Genomic DNA, 20,535 nt, shown 5'->3' on the forward strand with positions numbered 1-20,535 from the left:
ACCGCCGTACCCGCCAGTGCGGCGGCCCCCGCCGCCGGGGCCAGTAACGGCAGTGCCGTGAGGACCGCCGTCAGACGGCGGGCGACGGCGCTTCGTAACGAGTGCACAGACGGCTCCTGGGGTGGGAGTGGGGCCCGGAATTCCGGGAGAGCGTGTGCGGGAATGCGCCCTGACGCGTACGTCCGGCACGTCGGTTCCCGCAGAAGTCCTCAGGAACGAACGGACTCCAACGGGAAGGCCCACATCACACTGCCACCGCAGGGACATGTCAAGAGAATGGACTGCGTCAATCCGCCGACGGCCGCCGCCCGTGTCGGCGGCCACGGGCCCGGCCCGGTCCCCAACTGCGGCTTTGTCGAGGTCTGTTGACTTCTGTTCGATCCGTCAGGATGCTTCGGTTGACCGGGGACGCCGGTGCCCCAGGAGAGGAACCGCCGCATGGCCGATCCCGGCAGCCTGCTGGCGCATCAACGCCGCGCCCTGATCCTCGACGAGGTCCGCCGGCGCGGCGGGGTACGGGTGAACGAGCTGACCCGCTCCCTGAACGTCTCCGACATGACCGTCCGCCGCGATCTGGACGTACTCGCCCGCGAGGGCCTGCTGCGCAAGGTGCACGGCGGCGCCGTGCTCGGCGACGAGGCCAGCAGCCACGAGCCCGGGTTCGAGGCCAAGTCGGAATGGGAGACGGCGGCGAAGCAGGCCATCGCCAAGGCGGCGGCCGCCCTCGTCGCACCGGGCTCGGCCATCGCCCTGTCCGCCGGGACCACCACCCACGCGCTGGCCCGTGAGCTCACGGAGGTCCCCGGTCTCACGGTGGTCACCAACTCGGTCCGCACCGCCGAGGTCTTCGAGGCCGCCTGCCGGACCGGCAGCGCAGGCGGCACCCTGACGGTCATCCTCACCGGCGGCATCCGCACCCCCTCCGACGCGCTCGTGGGGCCCATCGCCGACCAGGCCATCCGGTCCCTCCACGTCGACCTGCTGTTCCTCGGCTGTCACGGCCTGGGCACCGCCACCGGGCTGACCACGCCGAACCTCGCCGAGGCGGAGACCAACCGGGCGTTCCTGCGCTCCGCGCGGCGGACCGCGCTCCTCGCCGACCGCACCAAGTGGTCGACCGTGGGGCTCACCACCTTCGCCGCCCTGGAGGAGGTCGACGTGCTGGTCACCGACTCCCTTCCCGCGGAGGAGGCCGCCGCGGTCACCGAGCGGGTCGGCGAGGTGCTGCTGGCCGCCGGTCCCGCCGGTCCCGCCGACCCCGCGCAGGAGCGCCCGTGGTGAGGAAGACGCGTACGACCCTGTCCGACGGGCGGGCGCTGATCTACTACGACGAAGCCGTCACGGGAGGTCTCGTACGCGACCACGCCGACTCCCGCGACCACGCCGACTCCCGCGGCCTGCCGCCCATATCGACGCGCTCCGAGCGGCGCCACGACCGGCTCCTCGACGAGTGGGTGGTGATCGCCTCGCACCGCCAGGGCCGTACCCACCTGCCGCCCGCCGACCAGTGCCCGCTCTGCCCGTCGGCCCCGGGCCGGCCCACCGAGATCCCGGCCCCCGACTACCAGGTCGCCGTCTTCGAGAACCGCTTCCCCGCCCTGTCCGGACCGGGCGGGGGCCGCTGCGAGGTCGTCTGCTTCAGCCCCGACCACGAGGCCTCGTACGCCGACCTCGGCCCGGCCCAGGCCCGTACGGTGCTCGCGGCCCTGGCCGACCGCACCGCCGAGCTCGCCGCGCTTCCGGGCGTGGAGCAGGTGTACTGCTTCGAGAACCGGGGCCCAGAGATCGGGGTCACGCTCTCCCACCCGCACGGCCAGGTCTACGCCCTGCCCCTCCTCACCCCGCGCACCCGGCGCATGCTGGACACCGTCTCCCGCCACCACCGGGCCACCGGCCGCAACCTCTTCGACGAGGTCCGCGACGAGGCGCTGGCCGACGGGCGCAGGGTGGTGGTCGCGGGGGAGCACTGGAGCGCCTTCGTACCGGAGGCCGCGCGCTGGCCGTACGAGGTGCACCTCTACCCGCACCGGCGCGTCCCCGACCTGCCCGCCCTGACCGGGCCCGAGCAGGCCGAGCTGGCCGTCCTCCAGCTGGATCTGCTCGGCCGCTTCGACCGGCTCTTCCCGGCGCCGGCCCCGTACATCTCGGCCTGGCACCAGGCCCCCGTACGGACCGGCCGGGAGCTGTACGCACTCCACCTGGAGCTGTTCACCACCCGGCGGGCCGCCGACAAGCTCAAGTACCTGGCCGGGACCGAGTCCGGGATGGGCCAGTTCATCAACGACATCGCGCCCGAGCAGGCGGCCGCGGCGCTGCGCGAGGCCTGACGGCCGCCTCCCGTGCGCGGCGTTCTCGCGCCTCCTCCTTACGCGTCCTTCTCCATGGTCGGGCGCAGCCGCTCCAGCAGGGCGTAGAGCGTCGCGCTCTCGCTCTCGTCGAGGGTGTCCAGCGCGCCGTGCGTCGCCTGCATCTCCTCGCGCACGCGCCGGATGATCTCGCGGCCGGCGTCCGTCGCCACGACGTTCTTCACGCGGCGGTCGGCGGGGTCGGCCTCGCGGCGCACCAGCTCGCGGGCCTCCAGACGGTCCACGATCCCGGTGACGTTCGATGCGTCACACACCAGGAGAGTGGCCAGGCCGCGCATCGGGAGCGGGCCGTTGAGCTGGGCGAGGACCCGGGCCTGGGTGGAGGTGAGGCCGTAGTGGGCCGCCGCGGCCGCGAAATCTCGCCACTGGGCGGTTCCGATGGCGGCGAGCAGCTCAAGGAGCTCGAGCTTGGTGGGGGCGGGTGGGGTGGTGGCGCTCATGCCGTCGAGCGTACTCAGGTGGTTGACATTGTCAATTGTTTACTTGACCACTTTAACTATTGACGTCTACCGTCTACCGAGTTACTTGATGACATCAAACATCTGCGATCTGAAGCACTAAGAAGGTCCTGCCAGCCATGAGCACCGCCGCCCCCACCCCCGCCGAGGCCAAGAACAGGAACGAGACGATCATCGTCTTCGCCCTGAGCCTTGCCGCCATGGTCGTGTCGATGATGCAGACCCTGCCGGTTCCGATCCTGGGCCTCATACGCACCGACCTGGGCACCTCGACCGCCAACGTGAGCTGGGTGACCACCGCCACCCTGCTGTCCGCCGCCGTCTTCACCCCGCTGCTCGGCCGCTTCGGCGACCAGCACGGCAAGAAGCCCACGCTGGTGGCCGTCCTCGGCGTCATGGTCGTCGGCTCCGTCATCGCCGCCCTCGCGACCTCGCTCCCGCTCCTGATCCTGGGCCGCGTCCTGCAGGGCGCCGCCACCGCGATCTTCCCGCTCGCCCTCTCGGTGCTGCGCGAGGAAGTCCGCCCGCAGAAGCTCCCCGGCGCGATGGCCCTGGTCAGCGGCACCCTCGCCTTCGGCAGCGGCCTCGCGCTCGTCGCCACCGGCCTGCTCACCTCCGGCTCCGACGCCGACTACCGCAACGCGTTCTGGATGGCGACCGGCTTCGCCGCCATCGCCCTGCTCGCCGTCGCCTTCCTGGTCCCCGCGACCCGGCACAAGACCGGCGGCCGCACCGACTTCCTCGGCGCGCTGACGCTCGGCATCACCCTCCTGCTGCTCCTGCTGCCCATCTCGCAGGGCCACGAGTGGGGCTGGACCTCCGGCCGTACGCTGGGCAGCTTCGCCGGCGCCGTCGTCATGACCGCCGTCTGGGTCTTCACCGAGCTCAAGGTCAGCGAGCCGCTCGTGGACATGCGGATGTTCGTCCACCGCCCGGTGCTCATGGCCAACCTGGCCGGCATCCTCGTCGGCTTCGGCATGTTCGCGAACTTCCTGGGCGTCTCGTACCTCGTCCAGATGCCGGCGAAGCTCACCGGCTACGGCTTCGACGCCTCCATCCTGCGCGCCTCCGTACAGTTCCTGCTGCCCGGTGCGATCGTCTCCCTGCTCGCCTCGCCCATCGGCGGCCAGCTGGTCCGCCACCGCGGCCCGCGCGTGGCCCTCGGCCTCGCCGCCGGGCTCGGCGCCGTCGGCTTCGGCTGGCTCGCCCTGGACCACGGTCACAGCTTCTCGGTGATCGGCGCCGGCCTGGTCGTCGGCGCGGCCGTCAGCTTCGGCTACGCGGCCATGCCCGCCGTCATCATGGCGAGCGTCCCGCACCACCAGAGCGGGATCGCCAACGGCATCAACTCGATCTCCCGATCCACGGGCAGCGCGATCGGCAGTGCCATCGTCACCACGATCCTGGCGTCGAAGACCATCGAGCACCTGCCCGCCGGCGTCCCGGCCCTGCCCGCCGAGTCCGGGTTCACCCTCACCTTCTGGATCGGGGCCGTCGCCTTCGCCCTGGTCGCGGTGATCAGCTGGATCGGCCTGCGCGGAGCGCACGGACCGCGCACCGCCGAGGCGGGCACGCCCGCAGCGGCTCCCGCGAAGGTGGCGGAGCCGGAGCCGGAGCCGGCCGAGGCCGTCTGACCCGCCCTTCGAGGGGACGGCACCGCTCGCGGATGCCGTCCCCTCGTTTGCGTGCTGTCCTGTTCCCGTGGGCAGGGGGCCGCCGCCGGGCGGCGGGGAGGGGCCTGACCCCCCGCACGCGAGGAGTGACCCGCCATGGCGATCCTGATGCATGCCACCGTCCCGGGCATCACGGCTGACCAGTACGACGCCCTCCACAAGGAGCTCCTGGCGATCCCCGGGATCTTCGACGGCTGCCTCTCCCACGTCTGCGTCGCGAGCGCCGAGGGTCTGGACATCTACGACCTCTGGGAGACCGAGCAGCACATGAACGTGTTCTCGGAGAAGCTGATGCCCGTCGTGGAGGCCCAGGGCTGGCAGAGCACGGGCGGCCCCCCCGAGGTGTCCCCCGTCCACAACTACGGCTTCCCCGGGGCCCAGGGCTAGGCCGTGTCCTACGTCGTCCGGATTGCCGCAGGCGGGTGGGGGTGGCCGTTCGGGTGAAGTACGCGCGCGTCAGGCGACGGCGCTCGGGTGTACGCGGTACGACGGAGTCCCGGCTGATCGGCGCAGGGCCGTCGGCCGTTGCGCGAAGGGGAGAACGGTGCCGGCTCCGACGACGTTCGATCATCAAGCCCGTGACTACAGCCCGCAGCTCGCGTACTGGATGGCGCGGGCGGCCGCGCTGGCCTACCAGGACGAGTCCCGTATCGACGCCGAGGCACGTGGCTGGGGCTTCGACCGGGTACGCCACCACCAGACCCGGTTCACACCGCCGTTCCCGCTCGAAGACACCCAGGCCTTCACGATGGCGTCCGACCGGATGATCGTCGTCGCGTTCCGCGGCACCGAGCCCGTGCAGCTGAAGGACTGGCTCTCCGACGCCACCACGCCGCCGTGGCCGGGCCCGGCCGCGACGGGGTACGTCCACTACGGCTTCGCCCAGGCCCTGCATTCCGTCTTCCCCGAGGTCGCGAAGGGGATCACCGAACTCCGGGACCGCGGACAGACCGTCTTCCTCTGCGGCCACAGCCTCGGCGGCGCGCTGGCCATGCTCACCGGGGCGCGCCTGCACCTGGAAGACCCGAGGCTGCGGGCCGACGGTGTCTACACGTACGGCCAGCCCCGCACCTGCGACCGGATGCTGGCGAAGGCGTACAACACCGCCTTCAGCAAGCGCATGCACCGCTTCGTCAACAACAACGACATCGTGCCGCAGCTCCCGCCGGAGCCGGCCTTCCACCACGTCGACGCGCTGCGCTACATCGACGCGAACGGCAGGCTCCGCGAGTCGATGCCGGCGCTGCAGGCGCTGGGTGACCGGGCCAAGGGGATGACCGCCGATCTGTTCGCCCCCGCGAGCGACGGGGTGAGGGACCACTCGATGCAGCGCTACATCGGCGCCCTGGAGAAGAACCTCCCCTGACGGCTCAGGCGTTGCCGCGCGCGGCCGCCTGGCGCTGGCGCTTGCTCAGCGGGGCCAGCGAGAGGTCCTGCGCCCGGGACGTGAGGCGCTTGAAACCGTAGCCGCGCTCGGTGAGCCAGCTCTCGGCGGCGAGCTCGGCGCGCGCGGTCGCGTCGAGGACGTCCTCCTCGGCCTCGCCCGAGTCGAGGAAGCGGAAGGTGAAGAACGGGCCGACGGCGACGTCGTACGAGAGGTGGCCCTCGGCGGTGTACGCGGAGCTCATGATGTCGTGCTCCGGCGCGGCGGCGAGCAGCTCCGCGTGCTGCTCGGCGGTGAGGCCGTCGAAGGAGCCGCGGACGGTGATCCGGAAGGTGCGAGTGCTCATCCGGCGAGCTTAGGCACCGGGGCCGGCCGGCGCACCGGGATTTCCGCGGGCGGCCCGCCGGGCGCGGGCCGCCGTTCGACCTCCCGCCGGAGCTACTGGAAAGTCACATCGGAGCCCGCTTCCGGCACGCATTTCACCGTTCCGCATCTGCCAGTTCATAGAGCGGAATACCTAGTAGATGCTGGGCCTGGACCCTGTTAGAGTCCGCATGCGCGACTCCGAGATGGGGGTGGCGATATGGCCGATCCGCACACCCTGACCTGCCCCTGAGCGGCGTACATCCGCCAGGCAGACAGCAGTTGTGATGCCGTGGCACTTCCGCACCGACGGCTTCGGCGCCCCCGTACCCAGGGGCGCGGCCGTCGTGCGCCCAGCACCTGTGCGAACTCCGGTTCTCAGCCGCCGGATGCCGAGCCATGCCACCTTCATCGCCTAACAGATGGGGAGAACACAAATGAACACGGGACTTCTGCGGCGCCATGCCGCAGCCAAGGCACTGGTCGTGGGCGCCGCACTGGCCCTGGCCGTGCCGGGCACCGCCTACGCGAACACCGTGAGCGTCACCGTGAAGACCCCCGGGGCCACCGCCGGGCCCGGGTCGACCTTCTCCGAGATCTCCACCCACGCGGACTGCAGCAGCGGCCTGATCTCCGGAGGCGGGATCAACCAGGCCATCGGCACCGGCACGTCCTCCAACGGCAACAAGATCAACGGCACCTCGCCGAGCCCCGACGGCAGCACCGAGTACCTCGGCACGACCGGGGTCGTCGGCACCGACGTGACCCACTGGCTCGGCATCGGCGGCAGCGGCGGAGCGGTCAACGCCTCGTTCTCCAGCACCCCGTACGCGATGTGCTTCACGAGCAACCTGATCAACCACACCCAGGTGGTCATGAACAAGATCGCCGGGCCCACCACCAGCGGAACGGTGGGTCTGGTCGTCGCGACCTGCCCGGCCAACACCCGCCTGCTCGGCGGCGGTGCCCGGATCACCCCGGCGAGCGTCGGCAGCCTCAAGCCGATCGCCAGTTTCCCCACGTTCAACAACGCCGGGCACGACTTCGGCCAGAAGGCGGCCGCCGACGGCGAGACCAACCCCGACTCCTGGGCGGCGGTCGGCTGGAACGGCGGCGGCGGCAACAGCAACAACACCACGTACGCCTACGCCATCTGCAGCGGCAACAACATCAACATCAGCGGCACCACGGTGAAGGTGCGCTTCAGCGAGGTGAGCGGCCCGACCTCGGCGACCGCCGGCCAGACGGTCACGGTGGGCTGCGGCGGCAACGACGGAAAGCTGGTCGGCGGGGGCGCCGCCATCAGCGGCGGCAGCGTGACGACCACAGACTTCACGGGCCCCGGCTCCGTCGGCGACCACCTCAACGGCAGCTACCCGAGCGACTCCGGCGGCACCCCCGTCGGCGACGGGACGACCACCGCGGCCTACTGGACGGCCTCCACCCACACCGGGGGCACCAGCTCGCCGGGCACGTCCTCCGACGTGTGGGCCCTCTGCGCCGACGACGGCGTCTGACCCGATCGCCCGCCTCTGCGTCAGTTCCATGCATCGGCATCGGCATCGGCAACGGCAACGGCATCGGCAACCGCAACGACCTTGACCGGCGGGAGGGGGGCATGCACCGCGTCCCCCGCCCGCCGGTCACCCCATCCCAGCTCGGTCGCCCCCAAAGGGCCCGGAGAGGCAGCGACCCTTCCATGAACCGCCGTTCGACCCCTCGTTCCACCCCGCGCGCCACCCCTCGTACGCGCATATCGACATCGAAGACGGCGATCGTGCTCGGCGCGAGCGGCCTGCTCGCCGCCGTCCTCGCCCCCTTCGCCGCCGCAGACCCGGCGGCCGCGCCCGCGCCCTCGCCCTGCGGCTCCGCCGGGATCTTCACCGCCTCGCCGCCCACCTGTACGTACGCCAACACCGGTACGGACACCTTCACCGTGCCGGACGGGGTCGGCGCGATCCGCGTCGACCTGTTCGGCGCCGAGGGCGGCAGCGCGGCCGGCTTCGTCCTGCCGAACCCGCCGAACGACGGATCCCCCGGCGGCCTCGGCGGCGAGACCCGTGCCACCCTCGCAGTGAGCGCCGGGCAGAGCCTCCAGATCACCCTGGGCGCGGCAGGCAGCTCCGGCACCTCCCGGCACGGCGAGTACGCCCGCCCCGGCGGCACCGGCCACGGCGCCGGTGGCGGCGGTGCGCACGGCGGCGGCGGATCCGGCGGCGGAGGTTCCGACGTACGCGTCGGCGCCTTCGGGCCGGCCGACCGGATCCTGGTCGCGGGCGGCGGCGGGGGAGCCGGCAACGGCGGCCCCCTGCTGCACGGCGGCAACGGCGGCGGCCCCGAGGCGGAAGACGGCGGCCAGGGCGGTGGCCCCGCCGGCTCCGGGGTCGCAGGCGGCGGCGGTACGCAGCGCGCCCACGGCGCCGGCAGTCCCAACTCCGCCCAGGGCGGTCCGGGCGTGCCCGGCGGCGACACCGACCCCAACACCGGCCTGCCCAACCCCGGCAGCGGCGGCCCGGGCGGCAACGGCGGCCGCGGCGGCAACGGCGGCGGCGGGGGTGGCGGCGGCTACTTCGGCGGCGCGGGCGGCTCCGGCGGCGGGAACCCCGGCAACCTGTACGGCGCGGGCGGCGGCGGAGGCAGCGGCTTCGCGGCGCCCTCCGCGACCGACGCCTCCCTCCTGCGGGGCGTCAACCACGGCGACGGCAAGGCGGTCGTCTCCTTCCGGTACGGGACGACACTCTCGCTCACCGCGGACACGACCACCCCGCTGTTCGGCCATGCGGTCACGCTCACCGCGGCCGTGGGCCCGGCGAACCCCGCCGCGGGAACCCCGGGCGGGACGGTCACGTTCTCCGACGGGACGAAGCAGCTGGCGACGGTGCCGCTGACCGGTGGCCGCGCCGAGTTCCGGACCAGCGCGCTGCGCCCCGGCGCGCACCCGGTGACCGCTACCTACGGCGGCGACCCGGCGAACGAGGCGAGCGCCGCGGCGGAAGCCACCGAGGTCACCGTCGGTTTCAGCCGCCCGTGCATCACGACCGCCCACCGCGGCCCGCTGACCGTGGCCGACGGCGAGTCGGTCTGCATCGCACCGGGCGGCAGCCAGACCGGCCCGGTGACGGTCCGCTCCGGCGGTGCGCTGGCCGTCACGGGAGCCGTGATCACCGGCCCCGTTTCCAGCGACGGTGCGCTCGCCGCCGCTGTCTGCGGTTCGAAGCTCACCGGCTCGGTCAGCATCGGCCGGACCAGTGGCCCGGTGCTGATCGGCTCGAACGACGCCACCGCGGGCTGCGCGGGCAATACCGTACAGGGCCCGGTGAGTCTGAACGCCAACACCGGAGGCGTCGAGGTCTCGGCCACCACGGTCGTCGGCCCGCTGCGCTGCGATGCCAACGTCCCTGCCCCGCAGCAGAGCGGCAACACGGTGGAGGGTCCGCGCTCGGGCCAGTGCCGCCAGCCGTGAGCTGACTCAGATGTCGATGTGCCCCATCAGGCCGTGCTGGTAGTCCATCTGCGCCTGGCGGATCTCGGCGGCGGTGTTCATGACGAACGGGCCGGTGCGGGCCACGGGTTCGCCGAGCGGCTCGCCGGCCAGCACCAGCACTTCGGCCGCCTCTCCCGGGGCCTCGACCGTCAACCGCTCCGCGTCCCGGCCGAGGATGGCCAGATGGCCGTCGGGGAGGCGGGCGTCGGGGGTGGCGGCCGTCCCGGACAGCACGTACAGCATGGCGTTGTGCCCGGTCGGGACGGTGAACCCGGCGCGGCCGCCGGCCGTGAGGCGGGCGTGTACGACGAGCACCGGAGTGTGGGTCTCGAACGGTCCCCGCACCCCGTGGGTGCTGCCCGAGATCACCGTGAGCTCGGCGCCGCCGTCCTCGGTGACGATGCGGGGGATGTCGCCGGGGGCGCAGCCGTACTGGACCCGCGGCGGCGTCGCCTTGAGCCGGGCCGGCAGGTTCACCCAGATCTGGAGCAGGTGCTGCGGGCCGCCTTCGGCGAGCAGTCCGGGGGCGGGGCGGGCGAGGTGGACGAGCCCCGACCCGGCCGTGAGCCACCGCACCTCACCGGGGTTCATGACCCGCTTGTGCCCCGCGGAGTCGATGTCCTCCATCGCGCCTTCCATGACGTACTGGATGGTCTCGAATCCGCGGTGCGGGTGCGGCGGCTCGCCCTTGGCCTCGCCCGGCCCGAGCGCGTGCGGCCCGACCTGGTGGACCGCCAGGAACGGGTCGGCCAAGGGCAGTTCGGGCTGCGGGAAGGGGCGGCGTACGGGGAAGCCCTCGCCCTCGAAGGTGTGGAAAGGGCGGACGACGCGGAGGGTGGAGCGTACGGCGGCGGCGGTGAGGTGCATGCGCCGAATGAACGGTACGGCGAATTCCACTGTCAACGCGGTCCCGTTCGGTTGTCAGGTCGTACCGCCGACTTCAGCCACCGCCCCTCCGCGCGCCGCCTGAGAGGTCAGCGCCTGCGGGCCCGCGCGCGGCGCAGCAGTACGCCGGCGGCGGCGCCGGCCAGGGCGATCACGATCACCCCCGCAGTGGTCCACCACACGGTACGGTCCTGGCCCTCGTCGGCCGGCTCCGGCGCCGGGGCCGGCGACTTGGAGGGCACCGGCGCGGCGGACGCGTCGGAGGGGGCGGGCGAGGCGGAGGCGGACGGTGCGGCCGCACTCGGCGTGGCCGCGGACGGCGCCGGGTCGACCACCGGAACGGCGATCTCCTTCGCGCCGTGCCCGAGGGACGGGAACCCCACGTCGACGCTCACCTTCCAGGTGCCGGGCGGCAGCACCTCCGCCGTGCTCCAGCCGGTACGCGTCCCGGCGTCGCGGACCAGTCGCCAGGGCCCCATCGTGCGGGATCCGTCGGGGCTGATCGAGTTCACCGTGGCGGCGACCGCCTCCTCGATGGCGTCCCCGTCGTTCTCCCAGGTGATCTCGGTGGTGACATGGCCTTCCCGCTGCCCGGTGATGACGACCTTGACGGTGTCGCCGTGGGCGTGGGCCGCGGTGGGTACGGCCACGGCCAGGGCCTGGGCGAGGAACAGGAACAGGAAGCCGAGTCCGCTGCGGACCGGGAAAGCGGGGCGTGTACGCATCGTTGGGTGCTCCTGGTGCGGTGGGATGCGAGGTACTGCGCTGCGGGAGTGAGCCGCGGTGCGGGAGATGAGGGGGCCGGTGGACGGCCGCGCGGGGCGGCCGTACACCGGCGGGAAGGCGGGATCGGTTCCGGAAGGTCAGCCGACCTTCTGGACCGTCCACACCTGGGACGCGCGGCCGTCCGCGCTCTGGAGGTCGAGCAGCCAGGCGCCGTAGTACGGGCGGCCGCTCACGGTCAGGGCGTAGCCGCCACTGGCGTCGGTGACGGTCACACCGCCGCCGCGGGACGACAGCTTCCACTGCTGCGCGGAGTTGCCGCCGCAGGGCTCCTGCGCGATCCACATGCCGGCGGCCGGGGCGCCGCCCGTCTGCAGGCACTTGCCGGAGACCGCGGACTTGATGCGGACGAGTCCGCCGCCCGCGTCGTCGAAGAGCCACTGCTGCTGGGCGTAGCCGTTGGCGCGGCCGCCGACGAGCACCGTGCCGTCGGCGCTGCGGCCGCCCCACAGCTCGGCGGCCATGCCGGTGCTGCCGTTGCCGAGGGTGTAGCGGGCACCGGGGGTGGTGGTGCCGCCGCCCGCACCCGTCGTACGGAAGGTCGTGGTCGGGCCGGCTCCGCTGTCATGGCCGGAGGTGTCGCGGACCGAGATCGCGATCTTGTATTCCGTACCGGGCTGGAGGTTGTAGATGCGCAGGGCCTGGGACTGGACCCAGGTCAGGTGCTTGCCGTTCAGCAGGACCTGGTACCACGCGGCTCCGTCGACCTTGGGCCAGCTCACCACGACCGAGTTGGACTGGATCTGGGCCGCCGTCGCCTTGGGGCCGCCCGTGGGCTTCTTGGTCGGCGTCGGGGTGGGCTTCTTGGTGGGGCTCGGCGTGGGCTTCGGGTTCGGGTCGGGGTTGGTGCCCCCGCCGCCGTTGGCCTTCATCAGGAACTGGTTGTTCGCGATGTTCCAGTGCGTGGCGAGGTAGCTGCCCGCCTTGGGGTTGGTGTGGAAGTAGTCGTCGTGGTTGCAGTCCAGGATGTTCTCGGCGGCCTGGTTGGTGCACACGTTGCGCATCTGCGGGTAGTACGGGGTGTCCGAGTAGCACATGACGTCCCACTCGTCCGTGCAGTGGGCGCCGCGGCTGGTGTTGGGGGCGCTGTTGTTCACCGCGCCGAGGTTGTGGCCGAGTTCGTGCGCCGCGGTGTGGCCGCCCCAGCAGCCCGAGTCCGTACGGCCGTACGAGGGGCCGAAGTTGCTCTGGTTGTCCTGGCCGGGCCGCTCGTCGCCCGCGAAGGTGCCGATGCCGCAGTAGACCTGCGTGTCCGAGAAGATCATGTACTTGCGGTCGCGGCGGTCGAGGCCCTTGCCGGCGAGCGCGTTGTTGGTCGCGCTGAACTCGGAGAGCGCGGACGCCGGGAGCTCGATGTTGAGCACCGTCGGCGTGCAGTCCGCGGCCGTGACGAAGCGGATGTGGCGGATTCCGCCGGTCTCCTGGGCGCTCGTCGAGTAGATGAGGTCGGCGTCGGCCGCCCACTTGCGGAACGAGGCGAGGTACTCGGAGTACCGGTCGCGGTCGGAGCCGTGGACGTACACGACCTGGACGCGGTTGCCGGTGCTGCCGTCGCCGTCGCACTGGACGGTCTGGCCGGCGGGACCGGCGGCGACGGCCTGGCTGCTGCCGCCGGCCGCGGCGGGCGAGGGCGCCGCGGCGGGGGCGGACTTGGCGGAGGCGGCGTCGGCGGCGGGCGCGTCCTGAGGACGCCCGCTGCCTTCGGCCGCGGCGGCCGCGTCGCCGGCCTCGGGCTTCGCCGGGTCGGCGGCCGGGGCCTTCGTTTTGACGACGGGGGCCACGTCGGCCTTGATGTCGACGTCCTTGGGCGGGGCGTCGGGGCCGTGCGTGCAGAGCCCGGCCTCCGTGCGGTAGACGCCGACGCAACGGTCGCCCTTCGGTGCGGCCTTGAGGCCGTCGAAGACCATGCCCTTGGCGGTCTCGTTGGCGGGCTCGCCCACGATGGGCGCCGGCTCCGCGTCACGGGCCGGTGCGGCGGCCGGGGTGAGGTTCTCCGCGGCCGCGTCGGCCAGGGCGGTCCCCGCCTGGGCGTTGTCGCCCAGTCCGGAGTAAGCGATACCGCCCGCTATCACCGCCGCCGTGGCCATGGCGGCGGTGAGGAGTATCAACCGGCGCGGTTTGCGCCGGTGTTCGCGCTGCTTCCTGCGATGTCTAGTCATGCGCACCTCAAATCCTTGGTCGGAGGAGTGGGTTCGCGGAAGCCTGCCAGACCGGCGCAGTGGAGAATTCGGACAAACGGGAATGGGGCCCGAGATATCGGACTGTTACCTGCTGGCTGGATTTGATGAACAGTCAATTCGCTTTAAAACCAGGCCAGTTACGCGCGTAGGTCGTTAATGGTCCAGGCCATTTTAAGGATCTCGTTATCAAATCGAGATATGGCCGGAATCCTTGTTGACGGTAATTCAGTCAGGGATTCACCTAATTACTACCTGCCGAATTCCTCCCGTCACGAGCGGTGAGGAATGCTCCCCTCCGCCCGAGCAGGATGCCCGTCAGGGTCAGCAGGAGTCCGCAGATCTGTCGAAGAGTGAGCGTTTCCCCTGCGATCGCCGTACCCAACAGCACGCCCGTGACCGGGTTCAGCAGTCCGAGCAGGCCGACTGTCGCGGCCGGCAGCCGGCGCAGCCCCGCGAACCATGCGGCGAAGGCCACCGCCGTAGCGACGACCGTGACGTAGGCGAATCCGAGCAGCTCGGGAGCGTCGAGAGCCGGCGGCGATCCCTCCACGGCGACGGCGAACGGCAGCAGCAGGAGCCCGCCGCCCAGCAGCTGCCACGCCGTCGACGCGAGGACGTCGACCTCCGCGCTCCACCGCTTGGCCAGGACGTAGCCGAACGAAGACATCGCCATCGCGGCCACGGAGGCCAGTACACCGACGGCGTCCATCGCCGCGGCTCCCGTCAGCAGCATCAGCGACACCCCGGCCACGCCGAGGCCGGCGCCGGCCAGCTGGCGCGGCCCCGGCCGCTCGGAGATCAGGGCCCACGCGAAGAGCATCATCACCAGCGGCGCGATCGCCATGACGGTCGAGGCCGCGCTGGTCGGCAGCCGCTGCGCGGCCACGTAGATGAGCGCAAAGAACGCGCTCATGTTGAGGAAGCCGAGCAGCAGGGACTTCCACCACCAGGAACCGCGCGGCAGCTTCCGGCGGACGGCCAGGAGCAGCAGGCCCGCGGGCAGCGCCCGGAGGGCCGCGCCGTACAGCGGGTGGCCGGCGGGCAAGAACTCCCGGGTGACGTAGTAGTTCGTACCCCACGCGATCGGCGCGACCGCCGTGACCAGCGACCATCGGAGATTGGCTTCCATGGAAGATACAATACCTTCCTTGGAAGCTATGCTGGTCGGGTGAATCAGGAACCGTACGAATCGCAGGCGGAGCCGCAGGCAGCGGCGCCCGCCGACCATGTCGCCCGCATCCAGGCCGAGTGGGCCCGTGAGCGCCCGGACGTCGATGTGACCCCGCAGGGCGTGATCGGGCGGCTGCACCGGCTCGGGCTGCTCCTGACGGACCGGCTCTGCCTCGTCTACCGCCGCTACGGCCTGAGTGAAGGGGAGTTCGACGTACTGGCCGCCCTGCGCCGCGCGGGAGCGCCGTACGAGCGGGCCCCCGGCGAACTGGCGGTGCACACCATGGTCACGACGGGCGCGATGACCAAGCGCATCGACCGGCTCGAACGGGACGGCCTCGTCGCGCGCCGCCGCTCGGCCGCCGACGGCCGGGGGCGCGTGGTCGCGCTGACCCCGGCGGGGCGCGAGCTGATCGACCGCGCGTTCACCGAGCACATGGAGAACGAGCGGAACCTGCTCGAAGGGCTGACCGCGCAGCAGGCCGCCGAGCTGGAGGTGCTCCTCACCGCCTGGCTGGCGAGGGTCGAGCCCCCGCCCGCCTCCTGAACCGCGAGGAAGCCGGGACGGCCTGGGGTCCGTTGCGAAAGTGGATCTTGTTCGTTGTTGATCACCTGTCGTGGGACGTGGTGATCTGACGAATGGCCGGTGGGCCCGGCTTGAGCCACTGCTGTCGCAGGGCATCAGGCCGGGCCGTCCGCAGGTGTGGACGCGAAGGCAGCTGATGGACGGCATGCGCTGGCGGACCCGGACCGGCGCCCCATGGCGGGACGTGCCCGAAAGATATGGCCCGTGGGGTCGGGTCTGCGACCTGTTCCGTCGCTGGCAGCGGGACGGGACTCGGGCCCGGATCCTCACCCGGCTCCAGGCTGAAGCCGACGCGAACGGTCGAGCCGGCCGGCCACGGCCTCGGACGCTCCCGCGGCGGGCTGACCAGCAAGATCCACCTCGCGGTCGGGCAAGGGCAGAAGCCTCTGTCGGTGGTGATCACGGCCGGGCAGCGGGGTGACTCCCCGCAGTTCGAGCCGGTCCTGGAAGCGGTCCGGGTGCCGCGGCCGGGGCTTGGCAGGCCGCGCAAGCGGCCGGACCGGGTGCGGGCCGACAAGGCGTACGACTCCCGCAGAAACCGCTCCTACCTGCGCAGGCGCGGGATCAAGGCAACGATTCCGGTGCCTGCGGACCGGGTCCGCAACCGACTGGCGCGAGGCTCGCGCGGCGGCCGGCCGCCGAAGTTCGACAAAGACGACTACAAGCAGCGGCACGCAGTCGAGTGCGGGATCAACCGCCTCGAGCGTCACCGCTGTGGCCACGAGATACGACAAACTCGCCGTCCGCTACGAAGCGACCGTGCTGGTCGCGGCCATCAACGAGTGGCTGTGGTCAGCTACTCGGACGGTGAGCGAATGAGCCTCAGGACGACATCGCTGCGCGCTCGGCCGCGCTGCGCAGAACGCAGAATTCATTGCCTTCGGGGTCGGCAAGGACGGCCCAGCCGGCACCATCGGGTTCCCGGCGATCGGCGACGAGGGTGGCACCGAGGCTCAGCAGTCGATCGACCTCCTCTTCGCGCGAGGTCTCGGGGCGCAGGCACAGGTGAATCCGGTTCCTGATCGTCTTTGGCTCTGGCACCTGGTTGAAGTACAGCAGTGGGCCCTCCGGCGGGGTCACCGCAGTCTCCACGTCACCCGGCTCGCTCCCTGGATGCAGCGGACAACCGAGCGCCTCGCTCCAGAACCGAGCCAGCTCATAGGCATCCACACAGTCAACCGCCACGTTCTGCACGACCGAAACCATGCACGAGATCCTGCCCGGAGCTCCGCTCGGTCAGCAAATCGCGGCCGGACTGCACCAGCACTTTCGCAACAGACCCTAGCGGCGGCCGCCGAGCTTGATCCACTTCGCCGTGCTCGGTACCCCTCTCGCGTCGAGGAGGAACAGCAAGTAGTAGCCGGGCGGGGCGTCCGCCGCGCTCGGCGGTGTCCGGAGCCCGATCGCGGTGCCGTGCACGCCGGTGATCGGGAGCTCCAGATGGCGCTGACTGGTGTTCACGGCGTGGGTGACGGTGGTCGGCGCCAGGAGCACGGCGCGGGTGACCTTGGCGGCCGTGGAGCTGCGCACCTCGAACCCGGCTCCGTAGCCCAACTCGCCCCCGGGTGCCCGGTCCAGGGCCGGTCGGCTGCCGCCCCGGTGCAGGTACGCGGGCTCGTAGAGCTCGATGCTGCCGTCCATCTTGTCCCGGATGTCGGGGTCGTTGGCGATCTGCTGGAGCTCGTCGCCGGTCACCATGATCCGGCCGTCCGGCAGCACCAGGGCGTTGGAGTGGTAGCCGCGGGGCAGCCGCTGCGCCGGCCCGAGCCTCCAGTGGCCCCGGGCGTCGCGCAGTTCGATCTGCCGGTACGAGAGGTCGGCCTGCGGATTGAACGGCCCGTGCCCGTAATCCCGGGTGTCCAGGGCTCCGTTGACCGTGAGCAGCGTGCCGTCCGGCAGGATCAGCGTGTCGTCCTGGGTGCGGCCGAAGGCCCGCGGCTCCTCTGTGGTCCACCGGCCGCCGGACAGCCGGTAGGTGTTCGGGTCGTGCGGATCGCCGCCGAGCACCAGCACGGAGTCCGGGCCGCGGAACCCGGCCGGCAGCGGTACGGCCGATCCGTAACCCCGGAAGTCGGCGGGACGCCGCGGCAGATCGGTCCGGGTCTCCTTGACCGGATCGAACAGCCACTGCTGATCGGCGTCGCGGCCGAGCCCGTAGATCATGCCGTCGCGCAGCGAGAAGAGGTGCGGATAGTCGTTGCGGAACGGGGCGTCCGCCCGGAGCCGCTCCGCCGCCAGGCCGACCGGGATGTCGTACGTCCGCCAGGGCACGGGATGGCGCAGCGCGGGGAAGCGCTCGACGACCGGGGTGGGCGTGCCCGTACCCCGCTCGGACTGGCCGGACATGATGATCTGGCGTCCGTCCGCCCCCGTCACGACCGAGGGGTACCAGCGCCCCACCGACATGTCCCGGTTGCGGAACCAGGTTTCGGTCCAAGGATCGAACACGAAGGACAGCTTGGCGCCGCTGCCGCCCTTGCCGCCGGTGTTGCCGCCGAAGACCCCGACCATGCCGTTGGGCAGGAAGGCGTGTCCCGCGCAGAAGAACGGGGCCGGGCGGGGTGTGAACGTACCGTCGGGCATCAGGACGGTCGGGGGCTCCACCTTCTTGAACGCCCGTGCCCCCGTGCCCTTGCCCGGGTCCCACAGGAAGGCGCGGCCGGCGTTCGTCGGGCCGATCCGGTCGGTGGGCCCGGTCTCCTTGGTGGGGTTGGTCTCCACGCGCTCGAAGGAGAAGAGCAGCACCTTGCCGGTGGGCAGCAGTGCGGTGTGGACGCCGAAGTCGGGGGAGGGGAAGTACTCCGTGAAGCGGCCGAACTGCGCTGCGGCGAACGGGGCGTTGGTCAGCTGCTGCGAGGCCTTGAGGGCGGCCAGGCTCTCGGTGCGCTTCTTCTGGGGGTATTCCTTGGGGCCCTTGACCGCGGTCCGCCGCTGCGCGTGCGCGCGGGCGTGCTCCTCGCCGATGACGGCGGCCTCGGCGGGGTCGGCCTCGACTCGGGCGGCGCGGGCGCTGTCGTCGCCGGGCCGGTGGTGCCCGGGCGGGGATTCGTGCCCGGGGGCCGCTGCGGCGAAGGCGGACTGGGCGGGCGCGGTGAGGGATGCGAGGGCGGCGGCCACGGCCACGCATGCGGACAGCGCGGCCGAGCGCCGTACGAGCGGACCGGGCAGACCGGGCAGGCCGGGCATGAACTCTCCTCCGTCGGCAGGGTGCCCAGCATATGAAAAATGCCATTTTTAGTACGGAATGACGCGACCGGGGCGGGTGAAGCTGTGCGGTGTGGGCCATTCGGTCGCCGGGTCTGCCGCGCTGAATCGTTTCTCCGGTGAACCGGCCCGTCCGACCGGGTGAAGCGGCGTACCCGGTCGCGCTCGACTTCCGCCCGCGACGGCTATCCATGGCGACGTGATCAAGTCACCTCGCACCACCCGCAAGGCTCGCACCGCGCTGACCGCCGCCGCCGTGACCGGATGCCTCTTCGCGCTCTCCCCGTCGGCCGGGGCCACCGCCACCGCCACCGCTGCCGCCGCGCCCCCGGGCCGGGTGGCCGTCGACGTCGCCTCGGTCAACGGCTCGGGCTGCCGCCCCGGCAGCGCCACCGTCGCCGTGGCCCCCGACAACTCGGCCTTCACCGTCACCTACAGCGAGTACCTGGCCTCGGCCGGCGGGGGCGTCGCCGCCACCGAAGGCCGCAAGAACTGCCTCCTCTCCCTCCTCGTGCACGTCCCGCAGGGCTACACGTACGCGGTGTCCCACGTCGACTACCGGGGCTACGGCAAGCTGGAGCCGGGGGCGATCGGCACCCAGAAGGCCAGCTACTACTTCCAGGGCATGAGCCAGACCGCCAACCGGACCCACCAGTTCCATGGCGAGCTCGACGACAACTGGCAGGTGACCGACACCACCGGCATCGAGGCCCTCGTCTTCGCCCCCTGCGGCGAACAGCGCAACTTCAACATCAACACCGAGCTGCGCGCGGAGGTCGGGACCTCCGACAACAGCAAGACGAGCTACATGACCGTCGACTCCACGGACGGCAGCATCAACTCCGTGTACCACTTCTCCTGGAAGCAGTGCCCGGTCCGCCGCTGAGCCGGCCGCCGGTCCCGGGACGCCCCGAGCGGCGGTGGCGGCGATCCGCCCCCGCCGCTCGCGGGGGCCCTGCTGTTGACGAGGCCATCGCCGTACGAGGCCATCGCCTTACGGGCTTTCGCCGTACGAGGTTTCGCCTTACGAGGCCTTCGCCGCCCCGGCCCGGTAGCGGCCCGGCGTCGTCCCGAACTCCCTGCTGAAGGCGTGCGAGAAGGCGTACGGCGTGCCGTACCCGACCCGGCGCGCGATCGCGGCCAGCGGGTCCGGGGTGTCCCGGAGCAGGGTGGCGCCGTACGTCAGCCGCCACCACGTCAGGTACGCCATCGGCGGGCGGCCCACCAGGGCGGTGAACCGGCGTGCCAGCGTGGGCCGGGAGACGCCCGCCTCGGCCGCGAGCCGCTCGTTGGTCCACGGCGCGGCCGGATCCGAGTGCAGCGCCCGCAGGGCGGCCGCCGCGACGGGATCACCCAGCACGGCCGACCAGGCTCCGCCCGAGCCCTCGGCCATCCAGGAGCGGATCATGTAGACGAGCAGGAGATCGAGCAGGCTGGGCACCGCCATGCAGGCCCCCGGCCGCTGCTCGCCCAGCTCACCGCCCAACAGGGCGATGGCCGCCCGCAGTTCGGGGTGTGACCCGACCCGGTTCGGCAGATGGACCACCTTCGGCAGCTCCAGCATGAGCGGGTGCACGCGGCTGCGGTCGAGCCGGTACTTGCCGCACAGCATCTCCACCCCGCCGGGGGCGGCACCCCCGGGCGCCCCGGGCGCACCCGGCATCGCTGCCCCGGGCAGGAGCTCGAACGGCACCGCCCGCGCCACGGCCGCCGAGTCGGCGGGGGAGTCGGCGATCACGTGTCCCGTACCGTGCGGCAGCAGCACCGCGTCGCCGGCGGCGAGGGGTATCGGCGGGCCGCCCCCGTCGGGCAACAGCCAGCAGCTGCCCTCCAGCACCACGTGGAAGCCGGCGCCGTCGTAAGGGGCGAAGCGAGCGCACCAACTCCCGCTCACCCTGACCCGGTTGGAGGAGGGCTGCCCGATCCGGACGGCCGCGATGGCGTCGCTCACCACATCCATGAAGCCAGAGTACTCGCAGGCGCCAGGGGTGAGACGGCT

18 protein-coding genes and 1 pseudogene are annotated in these 20,535 nt (G+C 72.1%); 10 read left to right on the forward strand and 9 right to left on the reverse strand.

The annotated features are described in order from the left end of the window. Positions 1 to 438 precede the first annotated feature (438 nt). Both ACIQU4_RS07215 and galT read left to right on the forward strand, forming a co-directional pair. Complete coding sequence (locus ACIQU4_RS07215) at positions 439 to 1,281, forward strand: DeoR/GlpR family DNA-binding transcription regulator (protein WP_403726960.1); 843 nt, start codon at positions 439 to 441, stop codon at positions 1,279 to 1,281. Then, positions 1,278 to 2,327 carry a galactose-1-phosphate uridylyltransferase gene (gene galT, locus ACIQU4_RS07220; RefSeq protein WP_403727719.1) on the forward strand — a complete coding sequence of 350 codons (1,050 nt, stop codon included), beginning with the start codon at positions 1,278 to 1,280 and terminating at the stop codon, positions 2,325 to 2,327. The genes ACIQU4_RS07215 and galT overlap by 4 nt, the downstream gene beginning before the upstream one ends. A gap of 38 nt (positions 2,328 to 2,365) precedes the next feature. Here galT and ACIQU4_RS07225 read toward each other — a convergent pair whose 3' ends face one another. Beyond that, entirely contained in the window at positions 2,366 to 2,806 is a 441-nt protein-coding gene (locus ACIQU4_RS07225) for a MarR family winged helix-turn-helix transcriptional regulator (RefSeq protein ID WP_403726963.1), read from the reverse strand. A 137-nt stretch (positions 2,807 to 2,943) separates the two neighbouring features. Between ACIQU4_RS07225 and ACIQU4_RS07230 the strand changes: the two genes are divergently transcribed. The 3 genes from ACIQU4_RS07230 to ACIQU4_RS07240 all read left to right on the forward strand — a co-directional run bounded on the left by ACIQU4_RS07230 (position 2,944) and on the right by ACIQU4_RS07240 (position 5,863). Continuing rightward, entirely contained in the window at positions 2,944 to 4,458 is a 1,515-nt protein-coding gene (locus ACIQU4_RS07230) for an MFS transporter (RefSeq protein WP_403726965.1), read from the forward strand. A 135-nt stretch (positions 4,459 to 4,593) separates the two neighbouring features. Further along, positions 4,594 to 4,884, forward strand: a complete 291-nt coding sequence (locus ACIQU4_RS07235) for a hypothetical protein (RefSeq protein ID WP_403726967.1) — start codon at positions 4,594 to 4,596, stop codon at positions 4,882 to 4,884. A 157-nt stretch (positions 4,885 to 5,041) separates the two neighbouring features. Continuing rightward, entirely contained in the window at positions 5,042 to 5,863 is an 822-nt protein-coding gene (locus ACIQU4_RS07240) for a lipase family protein (RefSeq protein WP_403726971.1), read from the forward strand. Positions 5,864 to 5,867: 4 nt separating this feature from the next. On the opposite strand, the gene ACIQU4_RS07245 is transcribed toward ACIQU4_RS07240, so the two are convergent. Next, positions 5,868 to 6,227 (reverse strand): DUF6204 family protein, encoded by a 360-nt coding sequence (locus tag ACIQU4_RS07245; protein ID WP_403726974.1) that lies wholly within the window; start codon positions 6,225 to 6,227, stop codon positions 5,868 to 5,870. Between the two features lie 454 nt (positions 6,228 to 6,681). Between ACIQU4_RS07245 and ACIQU4_RS07250 the strand changes: the two genes are divergently transcribed. Both ACIQU4_RS07250 and ACIQU4_RS07255 read left to right on the forward strand, forming a co-directional pair. Next, entirely contained in the window at positions 6,682 to 7,761 is a 1,080-nt protein-coding gene (locus ACIQU4_RS07250) for a hypothetical protein (RefSeq protein ID WP_403726977.1), read from the forward strand. A gap of 182 nt (positions 7,762 to 7,943) precedes the next feature. After that, on the forward strand, positions 7,944 to 9,707 hold the full coding sequence (locus ACIQU4_RS07255; RefSeq protein WP_403726980.1) for an Ig-like domain-containing protein: 1,764 nt from the start codon (positions 7,944 to 7,946) through the stop codon (positions 9,705 to 9,707). Positions 9,708 to 9,713: 6 nt separating this feature from the next. Here the strand turns inward: ACIQU4_RS07255 and ACIQU4_RS07260 are convergent, their stop codons facing one another. From ACIQU4_RS07260 to ACIQU4_RS07275, 4 genes are all read right to left on the reverse strand, one after another. Beyond that, positions 9,714 to 10,595 carry a pirin family protein gene (locus ACIQU4_RS07260; protein ID WP_403726983.1) on the reverse strand — a complete coding sequence of 294 codons (882 nt, stop codon included), beginning with the start codon at positions 10,593 to 10,595 and terminating at the stop codon, positions 9,714 to 9,716. A 107-nt stretch (positions 10,596 to 10,702) separates the two neighbouring features. After that, positions 10,703 to 11,338 carry a hypothetical protein gene (locus ACIQU4_RS07265; RefSeq protein WP_403726986.1) on the reverse strand — a complete coding sequence of 212 codons (636 nt, stop codon included), beginning with the start codon at positions 11,336 to 11,338 and terminating at the stop codon, positions 10,703 to 10,705. 138 nt (positions 11,339 to 11,476) lie between these two features. Continuing rightward, the gene (locus tag ACIQU4_RS07270; protein WP_403726988.1) at positions 11,477 to 13,555 is read right to left on the reverse strand and encodes an RICIN domain-containing protein; all 2,079 of its coding nucleotides are present in this window, start codon (positions 13,553 to 13,555) and stop codon (positions 11,477 to 11,479) included. 262 nt (positions 13,556 to 13,817) lie between these two features. Then, positions 13,818 to 14,705: a DMT family transporter gene (locus ACIQU4_RS07275; RefSeq protein ID WP_403726990.1), complete on the reverse strand. Its 888-nt coding sequence runs from the start codon at positions 14,703 to 14,705 to the stop codon at positions 13,818 to 13,820. A gap of 39 nt (positions 14,706 to 14,744) precedes the next feature. Between ACIQU4_RS07275 and ACIQU4_RS07280 the strand changes: the two genes are divergently transcribed. Further along, positions 14,745 to 15,293 (forward strand): MarR family winged helix-turn-helix transcriptional regulator, encoded by a 549-nt coding sequence (locus tag ACIQU4_RS07280; RefSeq protein WP_403726992.1) that lies wholly within the window; start codon positions 14,745 to 14,747, stop codon positions 15,291 to 15,293. 70 nt (positions 15,294 to 15,363) lie between these two features. Beyond that, positions 15,364 to 16,151: pseudogene (locus ACIQU4_RS07285) on the forward strand (IS5 family transposase). A 3-nt stretch (positions 16,152 to 16,154) separates the two neighbouring features. Here ACIQU4_RS07285 and ACIQU4_RS07290 read toward each other — a convergent pair. Together ACIQU4_RS07290 and ACIQU4_RS07295 are read right to left on the reverse strand one after the other, a co-directional pair. Further along, positions 16,155 to 16,538 (reverse strand): VOC family protein, encoded by a 384-nt coding sequence (locus ACIQU4_RS07290; RefSeq protein ID WP_403726994.1) that lies wholly within the window; start codon positions 16,536 to 16,538, stop codon positions 16,155 to 16,157. Positions 16,539 to 16,613: 75 nt separating this feature from the next. Then, complete coding sequence (locus ACIQU4_RS07295) at positions 16,614 to 18,518, reverse strand: galactose oxidase-like domain-containing protein (protein WP_403726996.1); 1,905 nt, start codon at positions 18,516 to 18,518, stop codon at positions 16,614 to 16,616. Between the two features lie 217 nt (positions 18,519 to 18,735). Between ACIQU4_RS07295 and ACIQU4_RS07300 the strand changes: the two genes are divergently transcribed. Beyond that, positions 18,736 to 19,422, forward strand: a complete 687-nt coding sequence (locus ACIQU4_RS07300; RefSeq protein ID WP_403726997.1) for a DUF4360 domain-containing protein — start codon at positions 18,736 to 18,738, stop codon at positions 19,420 to 19,422. A 138-nt stretch (positions 19,423 to 19,560) separates the two neighbouring features. Here the strand turns inward: ACIQU4_RS07300 and ACIQU4_RS07305 are convergent, their stop codons facing one another. Continuing rightward, positions 19,561 to 20,496 (reverse strand): AraC family transcriptional regulator, encoded by a 936-nt coding sequence (locus ACIQU4_RS07305; protein ID WP_403726998.1) that lies wholly within the window; start codon positions 20,494 to 20,496, stop codon positions 19,561 to 19,563. Positions 20,497 to 20,535 lie beyond the last annotated feature (39 nt).

Source organism: Streptomyces sp. NPDC090741 (assembly GCF_044769045.1).
Taxonomy (GTDB): Bacteria; Actinomycetota; Actinomycetes; order Streptomycetales; family Streptomycetaceae; genus Streptomyces.

Coding starts and splice junctions, on each gene's coding strand:
- ACIQU4_RS07295 (WP_403726996.1), bottom strand. CDS start 18,518: ATGCCCGGCCTGCCCGGTCTGCCCGGTCCGCTCGTACGGCGCTCGGCC.
- ACIQU4_RS07215 (WP_403726960.1), top strand. CDS start 439: ATGGCCGATCCCGGCAGCCTGCTGGCGCATCAACGCCGCGCCCTGATC.
- ACIQU4_RS07250 (WP_403726977.1), top strand. CDS start 6,682: ATGAACACGGGACTTCTGCGGCGCCATGCCGCAGCCAAGGCACTGGTC.
- ACIQU4_RS07235 (WP_403726967.1), top strand. CDS start 4,594: ATGGCGATCCTGATGCATGCCACCGTCCCGGGCATCACGGCTGACCAG.
- ACIQU4_RS07230 (WP_403726965.1), top strand. CDS start 2,944: ATGAGCACCGCCGCCCCCACCCCCGCCGAGGCCAAGAACAGGAACGAG.
- ACIQU4_RS07245 (WP_403726974.1), bottom strand. CDS start 6,227: ATGAGCACTCGCACCTTCCGGATCACCGTCCGCGGCTCCTTCGACGGC.
- ACIQU4_RS07275 (WP_403726990.1), bottom strand. CDS start 14,705: ATGGAAGCCAATCTCCGATGGTCGCTGGTCACGGCGGTCGCGCCGATC.
- ACIQU4_RS07225 (WP_403726963.1), bottom strand. CDS start 2,806: ATGAGCGCCACCACCCCACCCGCCCCCACCAAGCTCGAGCTCCTTGAG.
- ACIQU4_RS07290 (WP_403726994.1), bottom strand. CDS start 16,538: ATGGTTTCGGTCGTGCAGAACGTGGCGGTTGACTGTGTGGATGCCTAT.
- ACIQU4_RS07260 (WP_403726983.1), bottom strand. CDS start 10,595: ATGCACCTCACCGCCGCCGCCGTACGCTCCACCCTCCGCGTCGTCCGC.
- ACIQU4_RS07270 (WP_403726988.1), bottom strand. CDS start 13,555: ATGACTAGACATCGCAGGAAGCAGCGCGAACACCGGCGCAAACCGCGC.
- ACIQU4_RS07255 (WP_403726980.1), top strand. CDS start 7,944: ATGAACCGCCGTTCGACCCCTCGTTCCACCCCGCGCGCCACCCCTCGT.
- ACIQU4_RS07305 (WP_403726998.1), bottom strand. CDS start 20,496: ATGGATGTGGTGAGCGACGCCATCGCGGCCGTCCGGATCGGGCAGCCC.
- ACIQU4_RS07265 (WP_403726986.1), bottom strand. CDS start 11,338: ATGCGTACACGCCCCGCTTTCCCGGTCCGCAGCGGACTCGGCTTCCTG.